15 protein-coding genes are annotated in these 16,270 nt (G+C 69.3%); all 15 read right to left on the bottom strand.

Going from position 1 to position 16,270, the window contains the following annotated elements; all coding sequences use genetic code 11:
* Positions 1-12: 12 nt before the first annotated feature.
* Positions 13-1,479 (bottom strand): glutamate synthase subunit beta, encoded by a 1,467-nt coding sequence (locus tag RS85_RS07580; protein ID WP_046012817.1) that lies wholly within the window; start codon positions 1,477-1,479, stop codon positions 13-15.
* Positions 1,472-6,052, bottom strand: coding sequence for a glutamate synthase large subunit (gltB, locus tag RS85_RS07575; RefSeq protein WP_046012816.1), 4,581 nt, complete (start codon positions 6,050-6,052; stop codon positions 1,472-1,474). Before gltB ends, RS85_RS07580 begins: the two co-directional genes overlap by 8 nt.
* Before the next feature lie 82 nt (positions 6,053-6,134).
* Positions 6,135-7,160: a prolipoprotein diacylglyceryl transferase gene (gene lgt / locus RS85_RS07570; protein WP_046012815.1), complete on the bottom strand. Its 1,026-nt coding sequence runs from the start codon at positions 7,158-7,160 to the stop codon at positions 6,135-6,137.
* 10 nt (positions 7,161-7,170) lie between these two features.
* Entirely contained in the window at positions 7,171-7,974 is an 804-nt protein-coding gene (trpA, locus tag RS85_RS07565) for a tryptophan synthase subunit alpha (RefSeq protein WP_046012814.1), read from the bottom strand.
* On the bottom strand, positions 7,971-9,239 hold the full coding sequence (gene trpB, locus RS85_RS07560) for a tryptophan synthase subunit beta (RefSeq protein ID WP_046012813.1): 1,269 nt from the start codon (positions 9,237-9,239) through the stop codon (positions 7,971-7,973). The genes trpA and trpB overlap by 4 nt, the downstream gene beginning before the upstream one ends.
* Positions 9,236-10,045 (bottom strand): indole-3-glycerol phosphate synthase TrpC, encoded by an 810-nt coding sequence (trpC, locus tag RS85_RS07555; RefSeq protein WP_046012812.1) that lies wholly within the window; start codon positions 10,043-10,045, stop codon positions 9,236-9,238. Before trpC ends, trpB begins: the two co-directional genes overlap by 4 nt.
* Entirely contained in the window at positions 10,045-10,275 is a 231-nt protein-coding gene (locus RS85_RS07550; RefSeq protein WP_046012811.1) for a DUF6704 family protein, read from the bottom strand. The genes trpC and RS85_RS07550 overlap by 1 nt, the downstream gene beginning before the upstream one ends.
* Before the next feature lie 47 nt (positions 10,276-10,322).
* Entirely contained in the window at positions 10,323-10,907 is a 585-nt protein-coding gene (locus tag RS85_RS07545; RefSeq protein ID WP_052703475.1) for a Trp biosynthesis-associated membrane protein, read from the bottom strand.
* Positions 10,904-11,263, bottom strand: coding sequence for a phosphoribosyl-AMP cyclohydrolase (gene hisI, locus RS85_RS07540; RefSeq protein WP_046012809.1), 360 nt, complete (start codon positions 11,261-11,263; stop codon positions 10,904-10,906). The genes RS85_RS07545 and hisI overlap by 4 nt, the downstream gene beginning before the upstream one ends.
* Complete coding sequence (gene hisF / locus RS85_RS07535; protein ID WP_046012808.1) at positions 11,260-12,021, bottom strand: imidazole glycerol phosphate synthase subunit HisF; 762 nt, start codon at positions 12,019-12,021, stop codon at positions 11,260-11,262. The genes hisI and hisF overlap by 4 nt, the downstream gene beginning before the upstream one ends.
* Positions 12,021-12,863 (bottom strand): ATP phosphoribosyltransferase, encoded by an 843-nt coding sequence (hisG, locus tag RS85_RS07530; RefSeq protein WP_046012807.1) that lies wholly within the window; start codon positions 12,861-12,863, stop codon positions 12,021-12,023. The genes hisF and hisG overlap by 1 nt, the downstream gene beginning before the upstream one ends.
* A 38-nt stretch (positions 12,864-12,901) precedes the next feature.
* The gene (locus RS85_RS07525; protein ID WP_046012806.1) at positions 12,902-13,165 is read right to left on the bottom strand and encodes a phosphoribosyl-ATP diphosphatase; all 264 of its coding nucleotides are present in this window, start codon (positions 13,163-13,165) and stop codon (positions 12,902-12,904) included.
* Positions 13,162-13,842 carry a ribulose-phosphate 3-epimerase gene (rpe, locus tag RS85_RS07520; RefSeq protein ID WP_046012805.1) on the bottom strand — a complete coding sequence of 227 codons (681 nt, stop codon included), beginning with the start codon at positions 13,840-13,842 and terminating at the stop codon, positions 13,162-13,164. The genes RS85_RS07525 and rpe overlap by 4 nt, the downstream gene beginning before the upstream one ends.
* A 4-nt stretch (positions 13,843-13,846) precedes the next feature.
* Complete coding sequence (locus RS85_RS07515; RefSeq protein WP_082087532.1) at positions 13,847-15,346, bottom strand: RsmB/NOP family class I SAM-dependent RNA methyltransferase; 1,500 nt, start codon at positions 15,344-15,346, stop codon at positions 13,847-13,849.
* Positions 15,343-16,263, bottom strand: a complete 921-nt coding sequence (fmt, locus tag RS85_RS07510) for a methionyl-tRNA formyltransferase (protein ID WP_046012803.1) — start codon at positions 16,261-16,263, stop codon at positions 15,343-15,345. Before fmt ends, RS85_RS07515 begins: the two co-directional genes overlap by 4 nt.
* Positions 16,264-16,270: the final 7 nt, after the last annotated feature.

Here is a 16,270-nt window from a genome sequence, read left to right as displayed (position 1 = left end):
CCGCCGCTCAGCCTACGCGGGCTGGAGTCCGATCGCGACATCATGCGGGCGCACGGGCTCGGGCAGCACGGTGGTCCCCATCAGGAACCGGTCCACGTTGGCCGCGGCGGCGCGTCCCTCCGCGATGGCCCAGACGATGAGCGACTGTCCGCGACCGGCGTCGCCGGCGACGAACACACCGGGCACCGTCGACTCGTAGGTGGTTTCGCGACGGAACGCTCCGCGGTCGGTCACCTGCGGGAGGGTCTCCTCGGTGTAGCCCTCCTGCTCCGGTCCGGTGAAGCCCATCGCGATGAGCACGAGGTCGGCGGGGATCTCGCGCTCGGTGCCGCTCTTGGGCACCCGTCGTCCGTCGATGTACTCGGTCTCGGCGACGCGGAGCGCGCGCACCTCTCCGACATCGTTCGACAGGAACTCGACGGTGGAGGCGAGGAACATCCGCTCTCCGCCTTCCTCGTGCGCGGACGCCATCTCGAACAGGGTCGGCATCATCGGCCACGGCTGGTGGTCGGGACGCTCGGAGGCGGGCTGCTTGCCGATCGCGAGGTTGGTCACGCTCAGCGCGCCCTGGCGGTGCGCGGTGCCGATGCAGTCGGCCCCGGTGTCACCGCCGCCGATGACGATGACGTGCTTGCCCTCTGCGGTGATCTGATTGGTGACCTTGTCGCCGGCGACGGCGTGGTTCGACTCGACGAGGTACTCCATGGCGAAGTGCACGCCGTCGAGGTCGCGTCCGGGGATCGCCAGGTCGCGCGGCACCGTGGCGCCGGTGGCGATGACCACCGCGTCGTAGCGCGCGCGCAGGTCGGCCCAGGAGATGTCCCGGCCGATCTCGACGCCCGCGCGGAAGCGGGTGCCCTCCTCCTGCATCTGGCGGAGACGTGTCTCCAGCTGCCCCTTCTCCATCTTGAAGTCCGGGATGCCGTAGCGGAGCAGTCCGCCGATGCGGTCGTCGCGCTCGAACACCGCGACCGTGTGACCGGCGCGGGTGAGCTGCTGCGCAGCGGCGAGGCCTGCGGGTCCGGAGCCGACGACCGCGACCGTCTTACCGGTGAGGCGCTCGGGCGGCTCGGGCTCGACCCACCCCTTGGCGAAGGCCTCGTCGATGATCGAGACCTCGATCTGCTTGATCGTGACGGCCGGCTGGTTGATGCCGAGCACGCACGAGCTCTCGCAGGGCGCGGGGCAGAGGCGACCGGTGAACTCCGGGAAGTTGTTGGTCGCGTGCAGGCGCTCGATCGCCGCGCGCCCCTCTCCGCGCCAGGTCAGGTCGTTCCACTCCGGGATGAGGTTGCCCAGCGGGCAGCCGGAGTGGCAGAACGGCACGCCGCAGTCCATGCAGCGCCCGGCCTGGCGCTGCAGCACGGCCTTGTCGCCGCGCTCGTAGACCTCTTTCCAGTCCATGATGCGCACCGGCACCGGACGTCGTGCGGGAAGCTCCCGCTCGGTCACCTTCAGAAAGCCTTTGGGATCAGCCACCGGTCACCTCCAGGATGCGGTTCCACACGATGTCGCCGTCGGGATCGATCCCTTCGGCCACTGCTTCCTCCCGCATGCTCCGCACAGCGGCGAAGTCTCGGGGAAGCACCTTCACGAACTCCGCTGCGGACTTCTCGAAGTCCTCCAGCAGAGCGGATGCCCGGGGCGATGCGGTGCGCTCGACGTGAGCGGTCAGCAGGCTCCGCAGCACCTCGAGGTCGGCGCGGTCGAGAGGCTCGAGGAGGAGCTCTCCGCTGCCCAACGACTGCGCGTTCACCTTGGCGGTGTCCAGAGCGTGCACGTACGCGACGCCACCGGACATCCCGGCGCCGAAGTTGCGGCCCGTGGATCCGAGGATCACGGCGAGCCCGCCGGTCATGTACTCGAGCGCGTGGTCTCCCACACCTTCGACGACCGCGGTAGCTCCGGAGTTGCGCACGAGGAACCGCTCCCCCACGACACCCGAGATGAACATCGTTCCCGACGTCGCCCCGTAGCCGATGACGTTGCCGGCGATCACGTTCTCATGCGGCGCGATCGACGAGCCACGAGGCGGACGGATCGTGATGTCGCCGCCGGACAGGCCCTTGCCGACGTAGTCGTTGGCGTCGCCCTCCAGGCGGAGCACGATCCCCGGCGGCAGGAAGGCGCCGAGCGACTGCCCGGCGGTTCCATGCAGAGTGACGTCGATGGTCTCCTTGGGAAGCCCCGCCGCGCCGTGCCGCGAGGTGACCTGGTGGCCGAGCATCGTGCCGACGGCGCGTTCGGTGTTCGCGATCGGAAGCTCGACGACTACGGGCTCGCCGTTCAGCAGCGCACCCTTCGCGATGTCGATCAGCTGCACGTCGAAGTGCTTCTCGAGCTCGTGGTCCTGGGGACGGCCGCTGCGACGCGGCTCTCCTGCGGGGAAGACCGGGCCTTCCAGCACCGGGCTGAGGTCGAGGCCGTCGGCCTTCCAGTGGTCGACCGCGGCGTTCATCTCGATGAGGTCGGCACGTCCGACGATCTCGTCGATCGAGCGGTAGCCGAGCTCGGAGAGGATCTCGCGCACCTCCTCCGCGATGAACTCCATGAAGTTGACGACGAACTCCGGCTTGCCCGTGAACCGCTCGCGGAGCGCCGGGTTCTGGGTCGCGACGCCCACCGGGCACGTGTCCAGGTGGCAGACGCGCATCATGATGCATCCGCTGACCACGAGCGGAGCCGTGGCGAAGCCGAACTCCTCGGCACCGAGCAGCGCGCCGATGATCACGTCGCGGCCGGTCTTGAGCTGACCGTCGACCTGCACGACCACGCGGTCGCGCATGCCGTTGAGCATCAGCGTCTGCTGGGTCTCGGCCAGGCCGAGCTCCCACGGCGTACCCGCGTGCTTGAGCGAGTTCAGGGGGCTCGCGCCGGTTCCGCCGTCGTGTCCGGAGACGAGGATGACGTCGCTGAGCGCCTTCGCCACACCGGCCGACACTGCACCGATCCCGGACTGGCTCACGAGCTTGGTGTGGATCCGCGCCTCGGGGTTGGCCCTCTTCAGATCGAAGATCAGCTGCTTGAGATCTTCGATCGAGTAGATGTCGTGGTGCGGGGGCGGCGAGATGAGACCGACGCCGGCGGTCGCGTGGCGCGTACGAGCCACCCACGGATAGACCTTGGTCGGCGGCAGCTGCCCGCCCTCGCCGGGCTTGGCACCCTGCGCGAGCTTGATCTGGATGTCCTCCGCCTCGGTGAGGTAGAGGCTCGTGACGCCGAACCGGCCGGAGGCCACCTGCTTGATGGCACTGCGGCGCTCGGGGTCGACCAGACGATTGGCGTCCTCTCCGCCCTCGCCGGTGTTCGACTTGCCGCCGATCCGGTTCATCGCGATCGCGAGCGTCTCGTGCGCCTCCTGGGAGATGGAGCCGTAGCTCATCGCACCGGTCGAGAAGCGCTTGACGATCGCCGACACCGGCTCTACCTCGTCCAGCGGGACGGGCTTGCGGGTGCCGGTGCGCAGGCTGAAGAGCCCGCGCAGGGTCTTCAGCTCTGCCGCCTGATCGTCGACCATCTTCGTGTACTCGCGGAAGATGTCGTAACGACGCGTCCGGGTGGCGTGCTGCAGCTTGAAGACGGTCTCCGGGTTGAAAAGGTGCGGCGAACCGTCGCGGCGCCACTGGTACTCGCCGCCGGTCCACAGGCGCTCATGCGCCCGCGCCGCGGCATCCTCCGGGTACGCGTAGTCGTGGCGGGCCTGGTTCTCGGCGAAGATCTCCTCGATGCCGATACCGCCGAGCTTCGACTCGGTGCGGGTGAAGTAGGCGTCGATGAAGGCCTGGCTGAGACCGACGGCCTCGAACACCTGCGCGCCGGCGTACGACGACACGGTGGAGATGCCCATCTTCGACATGATCTTGAGCACGCCCTTGCCGAGCGCGTAGATCAGGTTCTTGACGGCCTTCTCCGGCGTGATGCCGGTGATGTAGCCGGTGCGCACCAGGTGCTCGACCGTCTCCATCGCGAGGTAGGGGTTGACCGCCGACGCCCCATAGCCGATCAACGTCGCGACGTGGTGCACCTCGCGGACGTCGCCCGCCTCGACGATGAGACCGACCTTCATGCGGTTCTCTCGGCGGATCAGGTGGTGATGAATCGCCGAGACCATGAGCAGCGACGGGATCGGAGTCAGATCCTTGTTCGAGTCGCGGTCGGACAGGATGATGAACTCCGCGCCGTTCTCGATCGCCTCGTCGACTTCGGCGCACATCTCGGTGAGCCGGTCGGCGAGAGACTCGGGACCCGAATCGAAGTGGTACAGGCCACGGATGGTGACGCTCGACCGGTCGGGAAGGGCCTTGTCGATATGGCGGATCTTCGCGAGCTCGTCGTTGTCGATGACCGGGAAGTCGAGCGACACCGTGCGCGTGTGCTCGGGACCCCACGACAGCAGGTTGCTCTCCGGTCCGAGACCGAGCTTGAGGCTCGTGACGACCTCTTCGCGGATCGAGTCCAGCGGCGGGTTCGTCACCTGCGCGAACTGCTGGGTGAAGTAGTCGAACAGCAGGCGCGGTCGCTTGCTGAGCACCGCGATCGGGGTGTCGGATCCCATCGCTCCGAGGGGCTCGACGCCGTTCTGCCCCATCGGGGTCAGCAGGATGCGGATCTCTTCCTCGGTGTATCCGAACGTCCGCTGACGGCGCGTGATCGACGCCGGCGGATGCACGATGTGCTCGCGCTCCGGGAGGTCGGCGAGACGTACCGCTCCGGCATCCAGCCATTCCTGCCACGGGTGCATCGTGGACAGGTCGCGCTTGATCTCCTCGTCCTCGACGATGCGCCGTTGGGCCGTGTCGACGAGGAACATCTTGCCCGGCTGCAGGCGGCCGCGGCGCTTGATGCGCTCGGGCTCGAACGTGAGGACGCCGGTCTCCGAGCCGATGACCACGAGTCCGTCGGTGGTCTCGGTCCAGCGGCCGGGGCGGAGGCCGTTCCGGTCGAGGGTCGCGCCGACGAGGGTGCCGTCGGTGAAGATGAGCGCGGCGGGTCCGTCCCACGGCTCCATCTGGTTCGAATGGTACTCGTAGAACGAGCGCAGCTCCGGCGTGATGTCGGCCTGCTTCTCGTACGCTTCCGGCACCATCATCATGATCGCGTGCGGGAGGCTGCGACCGGTGAGGCTCAGGAGCTCGAGCACCTCGTCGAACGAGGCGGAGTCGCTGGCGCCGTCGGTGCAGATCGGGAGGAGCGGCGCGACGTCGCCGAGCAGCTCGGACTCGAGCTGCGACTGGCGCGCGCGCATCCAGTTGCGGTTTCCGCCCACGGTGTTGATCTCGCCGTTGTGGGCGAGCATCCGCAGCGGCTGCGCCAAGGGCCACGACGGGAACGTGTTGGTCGAGTAGCGGGAGTGGACGACGGCGAGCTCCGACGCGAAGCGCTCGTCCTGCAGGTCGGGGTAGAACGGCTCGAGCTGGAGGGTCGTGACCATGCCCTTGTACCCGAGGGTGCGGCTGGACAGCGAGACGAAGTAGGCGCCGAGCTCGTGACCTGCGCGCTTGCGCAGCCGGTAGGCGACACGGTCCAGCGCGATCCCGGTGAGCGGAGCCTGCGCGTGGGTCGCGCCTCCTGCGCTCACGAAGAGCTGCTCGAAGGCCGGACGCGCCTCGTCGGCGAGCCTGCCGAGGTTCTCGTTGGCCGTCGGGACCACGCGCCACCCGAGGACTCGCAGGCCTTCGGCGCGGGCGATCTTCTCGATGCCGGCCTTCTGCTCGCGGCGGACGCTCGAATCCCGCGGCAGGAAGGCGAGCCCGACGGCGTACTCCCCCACCGGTGGCAGCTCGAAGTCCACGACCGCGCGCAGGAACTCGTCGGGCATCTGCGTGAGGATGCCCGCGCCATCACCGGTTCCGGCATCCGACCCGATCGCACCGCGGTGCTCGAGGTTGCGCAGCGCTTGCAGGGCGAGCGCGATGATGTCGTGTCCTGCCGTGCCACGCAGCGTCGCCACCATGGCGAGGCCGCAGGCGTCCTTCTCGAACGCCGGGTTGTACATGCCCTGCTTGGCCGGGAGGTTCAACCCGACCGGTGCGCGGAGGTCGCTCGATGCCATGCGGTACCGTCCTCAGATCTTCAGAGATGACCCGGGGACGTCATTGGCCGGGTGAATGCGGTGGGTCCTCGCGGACGGGAGGCTACCGGGTGCCTTCCGCGTCCGCGGGAGCGATGCTTGTGGCGCTGGCTCCTGCGGTGACTTCTTCGGCCGGAGGCTCACTCACGTCCACGAAATCGGGGGGATTGTCCTGCGATTCTACATCAGCGCCTTCGTCGCTCCGGCCGCGGCCCGGCTGATAGGGCGAGGGCTCGAGCCCGGGGTGGCGGCGCGTCTGCACGATGAGGATCGCGATGCCGACCACGATGCCGATGATGGCGGCCCAGACGTTGCTGCGGAGTCCGAGGATGATCTCGCTCGGATCGATGCGGATCGACTCCCAGACGACGCGCCCTGCGCTGTACCAGATGAGGTAGATCGCGAACAGGCGACCCCACTGGAAGAAGAGCTTGCGGCCGAGCCACAGCAGCACGATCACGCCGAGGCCGTTCCAGAGAACCTCGTAGAGGAACGTGGGGTGGAACAGCGTGCCCTCGGGCAGCCCGGGCGGGAAGGCAGAGTTGTCGGACGGGATCTCCAGCCCCCAGGGCAGGTCGGTGGGGAGGCCGTACAGCTCCTTGTTGAACCAGTTGCCGAAGCGGCCCATGGCCTGCGCCAGCAGGAGGCCGGGCGCGAGCGCGTCGGCGAACGTCCAGAAGCGGATGCCCGTCCAGCGGCATCCGAGGTACGCGCCGACAGCACCGCCGATGAGCGCACCGAAGATGGCGATGCCGCCCTCCCAGATCGCCCAGACCGAGCCGGGTTCGAACGGGTTCCAGGTGTTCTTGCCCTCGCCGAAGTAGAAGTTCGGGTGGGTCAGCACGTGGAAGATTCGCGCACCGATGATCGCGAGCGGCACGGCGAGGATCGAGATGTCGATCACGACCCACGGCTCCGCACCGCGCTTGGTCAGACGGTGGTTCGTGAGCAACGCGGCGACGATGATGCCGGCGATGATGCACAGCGCGTAGAAGTGGATCCGGACGGGCCCCAGGTCGATGTACGACACGGGAGGGCTCGGGATGCTGGTGAGCACGCCGTTGATGGTGCTGTGAAGCGCGAGAGGCATGAGTGCGATTCTAGTTCTCGTGATCGGGGCGTGCCGACGAGGTGCCGGAGGCCAGGTTTCGGGTGACTTCGACGAGTGCCGGGATGCCGCCGTCGCGCAGCGCGCGGACGAGGGCGGTACCGACGATGGCGCCGTCGGCGTACTCCGAGACACCGGCGATCTGGTCGGCGGTGGAGATGCCGATTCCGACGCAGGCGCGCACGGCGCCGTGCTCGCGGAGGCGGGCGACGAGAGTACGAGCTGCGCGATCGAGCTCGGTGCGCTCCCCCGTGATGCCCATGGTCGACACCGTGTAGACGAAGCCGGTCGAGGACTTCACGACGAGAGCGAGACGCTCGTCCGTCGACGTCGGGGCCGCGAGGAACACCCGGTCGAGGCCGGTGCGCTCGCTCGCCGCGATCCACTCGCCGGCCACGTCGGGAGTGATGTCCGGCGTGATGAGACCGGCGCCGCCGGCGGCGAGCAGGTCGTCGGCATAACGGTCCACGCCGTACTGCATCACCGGGTTCCAGTACGTCATGACCAGCACGGGGACGTCGGTCGCGGCGGTGATCGTGCGCACGGCCGTGAACAGGTCGGCCGTCTTGAAGCCGGCGGACAGAGCGGCGGTCGTCGCCTCCTGGATGACGGCGCCGTCCATCACCGGATCGCTGTACGGCGGACCGAGCTCGATGATGTCGACGCCGTTCTCGGCGAGGGCGATGGCAGCCTGGATGCTCGTCTCGAGGTCGGGGAAACCGATGGGCAGGTATCCGACGAACGCGCTGCGTCCGGCGTCGTGCGCGCGGGCGATCGCGTCTTCCACACGGCTCACAGCTGCGGCTCCCCCTTCGAGACGAGCTCCTCCGTGGGACTCTCGTCGGCGACGTCGTGTTCCAGAGCCTCGCGGTCGTACAGCTCGAAGTATCGCGCGGCGGTGTCCATGTCCTTGTCGCCGCGGCCGGAGAGGCAGATGGCGATGATGGCATCCGGCCCGAGATCGCGACCGACACGCAACGCACCGGCAAGGGCGTGCGCCGACTCGATCGCCGGAATGATGCCCTCGGTGCGGCTCAGCAGACGGAGCGCCTGCATGGCCTCGTCGTCGGTGGCCGGGATGTATTCGGCCCGCCCGATGTCGGAGAGCCAGGAGTGCTCGGGTCCGACACCCGGGTAATCGAGTCCGGCGGATATCGAGTGCGATTCGACGGTCTGACCGTCTTCGTCCTGCAGCACGTAGGTGCGTGAGCCGTGCAACACGCCGGGGCGACCGCGCTCGATGGACGCCGCATGGCGGGCGGTGTCGACGCCGTCGCCCGCCGCCTCGACGCCGTACAGCTTCACGCCTTCGTCGTCGAGGAACGCGTCGAACATGCCGATCGCGTTCGAGCCGCCGCCGACGCAGGCGAACACGGCGTCGGGAAGGCTGCCGACCTCGTCCAGCAGCTGGGCGCGGGCCTCTTCGCCGATGATCTTCTGGAAGTCGCGCACCATGGCGGGGAACGGGTGGGGCCCCGCGGCGGTGCCGAAGATGTAGTTGGTCGTCTCGACGGATGCCACCCAGTCGCGGTAGGCGTCGTTGATCGCGTCCTTGAGCGTGCGCGACCCGGACGTCACGGCCACGACCTCGGCGCCGAGCAGGCGCATGCGGGCGACGTTGAGCGCCTGACGCTCGGTGTCGACCTCGCCCATGTAGATCGTGCATTCCAGACCGAACAGAGCGGCGGCGGTCGCTGTGGCCACACCGTGCTGACCGGCGCCGGTCTCGGCGATGACACGGGTCTTGCCCAGCCGCTTGGTGAGCAAGGCCTGACCGAGGACGTTGTTGATCTTGTGCGAGCCGGTGTGGTTCAGGTCCTCGCGCTTGAGGAACACCCGGGCTCCCCCGGCGTGCTCGGCGAACCGCTTCACCTCGGTGATCGCAGAGGGGCGCCCGGCGTAGGTGCTCAGCAAGTGGGCGAGCTCGGCGCGGAACTCCGGATCCGCCACAGCCGCCTCGTACGCCACCGTCAGCTCGTCGATCGCGGCGATCAGCGACTCGGGCATGTAGCGCCCGCCGAAGTCGCCGAAGTAGGGACCGTGCTGGTCACGCAGGCTCACTTCGTCTCGCTCCGCTCGCTCAGTACGTCGCACGATGCCTCCAGGAAGCTCTTCAGGGTGGCGACGGGATCGCCGGTGACCAGCGCCTCGCCGATCAGGACGACATCGGCACCGGCGGAGCGGTAGTGCACGACGTCCGCCGGCGTGAGGACAGCCGACTCGGCGATCTTCACGGCCGTGTCGGGGATGCGCTCGACGAGCCGGCCGAACAAGTCGCGGTCGAGCTCGAGGGTCTTCAGGTCGCGGGCGTTGACACCGATCAGCGGGGCGCCGAGGTCGATCGCCGCCTCCAGCTCATCGTCGGAATGGGTCTCCACGAGCGGGGTCATGCCGAGCTCGCCGATGAAGCCGAAGAGATCCTGCAGAACCGCTGGCTCGATCCCCGCGACGATCAGGAGCACGAGATCGGCTCCGGCCGCACGGGCTTCGAGCACCTGGTAGCGGGTGGCGATGAAATCCTTGCGCAGCACGGGCAGCGACACGCGTGCGGTCACGGCCTCGAGGTCGGCGAGACTGCCGCCGAACCGGCGTTCCTCGGTCAGCACGCTGATCGCGGAGGCTCCGCCTGTCTCGTACAGCGAGGCCTGCAGTGCGGGGTCGGGGATGTCGGCGAGAGCGCCGCGCGACGGGCTGGCGCGCTTCACCTCGGCGATGATCTTCACCTGGTCGGCCGGCGCGAGGAACGACAGCGCATTCTTCGCGGCGGGACGCGCGAGGGCTTCTCGTTCCACGACCGCGAGCGGCCGGTCCAGAGAGCGACGCTCGGCGTCTGAGACAGCGCCGGCCGTCAGGTCGGCGAGAACCACTAGTGGGCCTTCGGCGAGTACTTGGGGCCCTTCACGCCGTAGCCGGCCTTCGACAGCGCCCAGCCCACGAGCGCGCCGATCGGGATGAGCGCGGAGGATATCCAGACAAGGGTCGGCGCCTCGAAGCAGAACGCGACGGTGCCGGCGGTGAAGCCGACGAGCATGATCACGACAGCGGTCCAGGCCGCAGGCGAGTGTCCGTGGCCGGGGTCGGCGATCGGGTTGGTCATGTTCTCCTCCGGGGGACGACGTGCGGGGCTGGTTCAGTCTATCGGGGTCACCGCGTGGGGTCGGTTCCGCGGGACAGCTCGTCCCAGGAATCGACCGCGTCCACGGGACCTTCGTGCTGCGCGGCTTCCGCGTCGGTACGGTAGCGCCGACCGCCCGCCTTCCAGCCCCGCCAGGTCAGCAGGACGAAGACGGACGCCGCGAGCAGGATGACCCAGCCGATCAGGGCGATGATCGGCCAGGCTGTGGGGACCACCTCCTGCACCATGTCCTGGAGCGCTGCTTCGCCCGCGAGCCCTGTCGCCTCGGCCACGGCCGGACCCACGGAACCGATGGGCGATGCGAGCATCTGAACGGTCGACCAACCCAGCAGAACGGAGGCCGCGCCGGCCAGCACCGCGAACACCACGCGGACGATCGGTGCGGCGATCGAGAGGGCGGCGCCGAGGGCCAGCACCGCGAGGCTCAGTGGCGCGAGCAGGACGAGGGCAGACGCGCCGGGGACGAGGATCGCCGCACCGGCATCCGCTCTTTCCACCGTCAGCCACGTCTGGGTCGACGAGATGATGCCGATGGCACCGGCGAGCAGGAAGCCCGAGACCGAGAGGGAACGACCGCGCTGCGCGAGGCTCACTGCTCTCCCGCTCCCACGGCAGCCTCGAGGTCGTGCGTGTCGAAGCATGTGTGCGTGCCGGTGTGGCAGGCGGGTCCGGTCTGCGCCACCTTGAGAAGGATGGCGTCTCCGTCGCAGTCGAGGCGCGCCTCGTGCACGACCTGGATGTTGCCGGACGTGTCGCCCTTCCGCCAGTAGATCTGTCGGGATCGTGACCAGTAGGTCGCGCGCCCTGTCGTCAGGGTGCGGCGCAGTGCCTCGGCGTCGACCCAGGCGAGCATCAGCACCTCCTGGGTGTCCCACTGCTGAACAATCGCCGGCGCGAGGCCGTCATCGTTGAAGGCGACCTGTGCGATGCGTTCCTCGATCGAAGTCACCGGACCAGCACTCCTTCCGCGCGCAGCGCGTCCTTGACGTCTCCGACGGTGAGCGCTCCGGTGTGGAACACGCTCGCCGCGAGCACGGCATCCGCTCCAGCCTTGATCGCCGGCGCGAAATCGGCGGCCTTGCCGGCGCCGCCGGAGGCGATCACCGGTACCGATGCGATCTCGCGCATAAGGCCCACGAGCTCGAGGTCGAAGCCATCCCGTGTGCCGTCCGCATCGATCGAGTTCACGAGGAGTTCGCCGGCACCGCGTTCGACGGCCTCCCGCGCCCATGCGACCGCGTCGAGCGTCGTGAGGGTGCGGCCGCCGTGGGTGGTGACGACGAATCCAGAGGGGGTGATGTCGGCGCGCTTCACATCGAGGGAGAGCACCAGCACCTGCGCGCCGAAGCGGTCGGCGATCTCGCCGACCAGGTCGGGACGCGCGATGGCCGCCGAGTTCACGCCCACCTTGTCGGCGCCGACCGAGAGCAGCCGCGCCACGTCATCGACGCTGCGCACTCCCCCGCCGACGGTCAGCGGCACGAAGACCTGCTCGGCCGTGCGCTGCACCACGTCGTAGGTCGTGGCCCGCGCATCGACGGTGGCAGTGACGTCAAGGAAGGTGATCTCATCCGCTCCCTGCGCGGCGTAGTGCCGCGCGAGCTCGACCGGGTCGCCCATGTCGCGGAGGTTCTCGAAGTTGACGCCCTTGACGACGCGTCCGTCGGCGACGTCCAGACACGGGATCACGCGGCTGGCGAGAGTCATCAGAGTCTCGCGTTGTGGATGGCGGTGACGAGGATCGCGCGGGCGCCGAGCGCGTAGAGCTCGTCCATCACGTGATTGACCCTGGTGCGCGCGACCATGACCCGCACGGCGACCCACTCCGGGTCCCGCAGCGGCGACACGGTCGGCGACTCCACACCGCCGGCGATCTTGACGGCGTCATCGAGCAGAGCCACCGGCAGGTCGTAGTCGATCATGACGAAGCGGCGGGCGACCATGACACCGCGCAGTCGACGCAGCAGTGTCTCCGACCCGTCGGCATCCGCGGGACCGGCTATGAGCACGGCCTCGGACTCGAGGATCACGGGGCCGAACACGTCGAGACCCGCCTGACGGAGCGTGGTGCCGGTCTCGACCACGTCGGCGACGGCATCCGCCACGCCCAGGCGCACGGCGGACTCCACCGCGCCGTCGAGCGGAACGAGGTCCACCGCGATGCCGCGCTCGTCGAGGAAGGCGTCGACGAGGCCCGGGTACGAGGTCGCGATGCGCAGACCGTCGAGCTGGGACACGTCGGTGTACCGGCCGGAGGGTGCGGCGAAGCGGAACGTGGAACCGGCGAAGCCGAGCGCCTCGATCTCGCGCGCTCCCGGCATCCGGGCGTCGAGGAGCAGGTCCCGACCCGTGATGCCGACGTCGATGGCACCGGACCCCACGTAGGTCGCGATGTCCTTCGGACGGAGGAAGAAGAATTCGACGTCGTTCTCGGCGTCGACGACGTGCAGGGTCTTCGGGTCACGGCGACCGGCGTAGCCGGCCTCCGCAAGCATGTCGGCGGCGGTCTCGGAGAGCGAGCCCTTGTTGGGAACAGCGATGCGCAGCATGGATGGCTTTCAGTTCGAGGGGATCGGAACGGAGCGCATCACAGATGTCGGTAGACGTCCTGCAGGCTGAGACCTTTCGCGATCATCATGACCTGCAGGTGGTACAGCAGCTGGGAGATCTCTTCGGCGGCTTCGTCGTCGGATTCGTACTCCGACGCCATCCACACCTCCGCGGCCTCTTCGACGATCTTCTTTCCGATCGTGTGCACGCCGGCGTCGAGCTCCGCGACGGTTCCGGAGCCCTCGGGTCGGGTCTCGGCCTTGGCGCTGAGCTCGGCGAACAGCTCGTCGAAAGTCTTCACCCGTCCAGGCTACCGGCTCGCGCGCGGTCCCTGAGCCGGGTGACGGCCGCCTCGATGTCGTCTGCACCGAAGACCGCGGATCCGGCGACGAAGGTGTCGGCGCCGGCCGCTGCGGCCATCTCGATCGTGCTGTCCGAGATGCCGCCGTCGACCTGCAACCACACCTGCGAGCCGCGGCGACGCGCCTCATCGGCCAGGGCGCGTAGCTTCGGCATGGTCTCGGGCATGAAGCCCTGCCCGCCGAAGCCCGGCTCCACGGTCATGACGAGGATCTGATCGAACTCCTCGAGGACGGAATAGAGACCGTCGGCGGGGGTGTCGGGCTTGATCGCGATCCCGGCCCGGGCTCCGATGTCACGGAGCCTGCGCGCGAGGGAGATCGGATCGGCCGCCGCCTCGAGGTGGAAGGTGACGCTCGCCGCGCCGAGCTCCGCATAGCCGGGTGCCCACTGATCGGGGTCGGTGATCATCAGGTGCACGTCCAGCGGGATGGGACTCGTCGCCTGAATGCGCTCGACCATCTGCGGGCCGAACGTGAGGTTGGGCACGAAGTGGTTGTCCATCACGTCGACATGCGCGAAGTCGGCCGTCGCGATCTTGGCGAGATCGGCCTGCATGTTGACGAAATCGGCGGCCAGGATGCTGGGGTTGATGCGCGGGGCGCTGGGGAGTTCCACGGTCCTAGTCTTCCTTCGCTGTCGTGTTCGGCGAGTCCGCGCGCCGGAGCAGCGCGAGGAACATGGCGTCGGTGCCATGACGGTGCGGCCAGAGCTGCGCGCTCCCGTTCGTCTGCCGCCCGTCGACGGCGAGATCGATCGGCGACTCGGCGAGGCCGGCGATCACCGCGCGCGCGTCGAGCTCGCTGATGTCGGTCCGGTCGCGCAGCACCTCCTGCACGACGCCGACGGTCTCGGCGAGGTGCGGAGAGCACGTGACGTACGCCACGATCCCGCCGGGTGCGAGGGCGTCCAGCGCGGCGGTGAGCAGATCCACCTGCAGCGGCACCAGGTCGGCAACGTCGGCCGGGGACTTCCGCCACCGCGCCTCCGGACGCCGACGGAGAGCCCCGAGCCCCGTGCACGGGGCATCGACCAGGATCCGATCGAACTCCCCTGCCCGCTGCGCCGCCAGCACGCGACCGTCCTGCTCGTGGACGACGACGTCACCGGGCACGGCGCGCAGAGCGTTCCGCACCAGCCGCGCCCGCGTCGGGACGACCTCGTTGGCCTCGAGCACGACGTCATGCCGGCGTGCGATCGCGGCGAGGAGCGCGGTCTTGCCGCCGGGGCCAGCACACAGGTCGAGCCACCGCTCCCCCGCGCGGATCGGCGTGGCCCCCGCCAGAGCGAGTGCGACGAGCTGCGAGCCCTCGTCCTGCACGCGGACCGTGCCGCCGGACGCCTCGACGGAGCGACGCGGATCGCCGCCCGGTGATCCGAACGCTGTGGCGGCGTAGGGGCGGCGGGGCTCGGCCGGCTCCGCGAGGCCCGGCAGCGCGACGAGCGTCACCTCGGGTGAGGCGTTGTCGGCCTCGAGCAGGGCCTCGAGCTCGTCCGCACGACCCTCCGCCGCGAGAGCGCGCCGCAGGGCCCGGATGATCCAGACCGGATGGGCCGACCGAAGTGCGAGCCGCTCGTCGTCGGAGCGTGCATCCTGCTCGATCCGCTCCTGCCATTGGCCGGGCGTCTCCCGCGCGATACGGCGCAGCACCGCGTTGGTGAAGCTCGATGCGCCGCGACCGGCGGCGATCGCGACCAGGTTCACCGACTCGTTCACCGCCGCGTGAGAGGCCACCCGGGTCGCGAGCAACTGGTGCACGGCGAGGCGGAGCGCGTCCAGGACGGCCGGATCGATGCCGTCCGTCGCGCGGTCGGCCGCCGTGGCGATGATGGCGTCGTAGAGGCCCCTGCGACGGAGCGTGCCGTAGGTCAGCTCGGTGGCGAGGGCCGCGTCCTGCGGGGTGAGCCCCGCCTCGGCGATGGCCGTCGGCAGCAGCAGGTTGGCGTAGGCGTCGGAGTCCGACACGGCGCGCAGCACGTCGTAGGCGACACGACGAGCCGGCTGCACCGAGCGGTCAGGACCGCGCCGTGCCGCGCGCTCTGCGTCGTGCGTGGGGCGGGCGCCCCCGCCTGATCGCGCCGGATTCCGACGCGGCGGTCGTCCGTGATCCGAGTGGCTCATGATCCGGCACGCAGCCCTTCCGTGTCACGCTGGCCCCGCCACCAGTCGACGGCGTTCATCGCTCCCTTGCCCGCCGGCTGGACGCGCGTGACGGCGAGCGGAGCGGATGCCGTGCCGACGAGCAGTTCTGATCTCCCGGCGACGATCTGACCGGGCTCGAGGGGGTCGGCGTCATGCGCCGGCGCCGCTTCGAGGATCTTGAGGCGCTGCCCGGCGACTGTGGTGTGTGCACCGGGTTCAGGAGTGACGCCGCGGAAACGAGCGAACACCTGGTCGAGAGACTGCGACCAGTCGAGCAGGCCGTCGGCGAGCGTCAGCTTGGGGGCGAGCGTCGGCTCTCCCTGCTGGGGAACGCTGCGGGCGCTGCCGTCCGCGATGCCTGCGACGACCTCGGCCGTCAGGTCGGCACCGTCCTGCGCCAGGGTCTTCAGCGCCTGATCCGCGGTGGCGGTCGGCGCGATGTCGATGGTGCGCATGGCGAAGACATCGCCGGCGTCCAGTTCCGGGACGAGCTGGAACACGCTCGCTCCGAGCTCCTGATCCCCCGCGATCAGCGCGCGCTGCACCGGGGCGGCTCCGCGCCACGCGGGCAGCAGCGAGAAGTGCAGGTTGATCCAACCGGCATCCGGAGCGGAGAGCAGCGGTTCGCGCACGAGGCCGCCGTACGCGACGACCACCCCGAGTTCCGGCCGCAGCGCGGTGATCTTCCCCGTGGCGTCCTCGTCGAGGCGCGCCGCACGGATCACGGGCAGCCCCAGCTCTTCGGCGGCCTGCGCGACCGGCGAAGGCGTCAGGACGCGCTTGCGGCCGAGTGGCGCATCGGGACGGGTCACGACCGCGACGACGTCGTGCAGCGTCGCCAATCGTTTCAGGGTGGGCACGGCAGCAGCGGGTGTGCCGGCGAAGACGAGGCGCATGAAGGTT

Source organism: Microbacterium sp. SA39, from assembly GCF_000967865.1.
Lineage (GTDB): Bacteria > Actinomycetota > Actinomycetes > Actinomycetales > Microbacteriaceae > Microbacterium.
The sequence above is the reverse complement of the archived record's forward strand: the minus strand, read 5'-3'. Positions and strand labels throughout refer to the sequence as shown.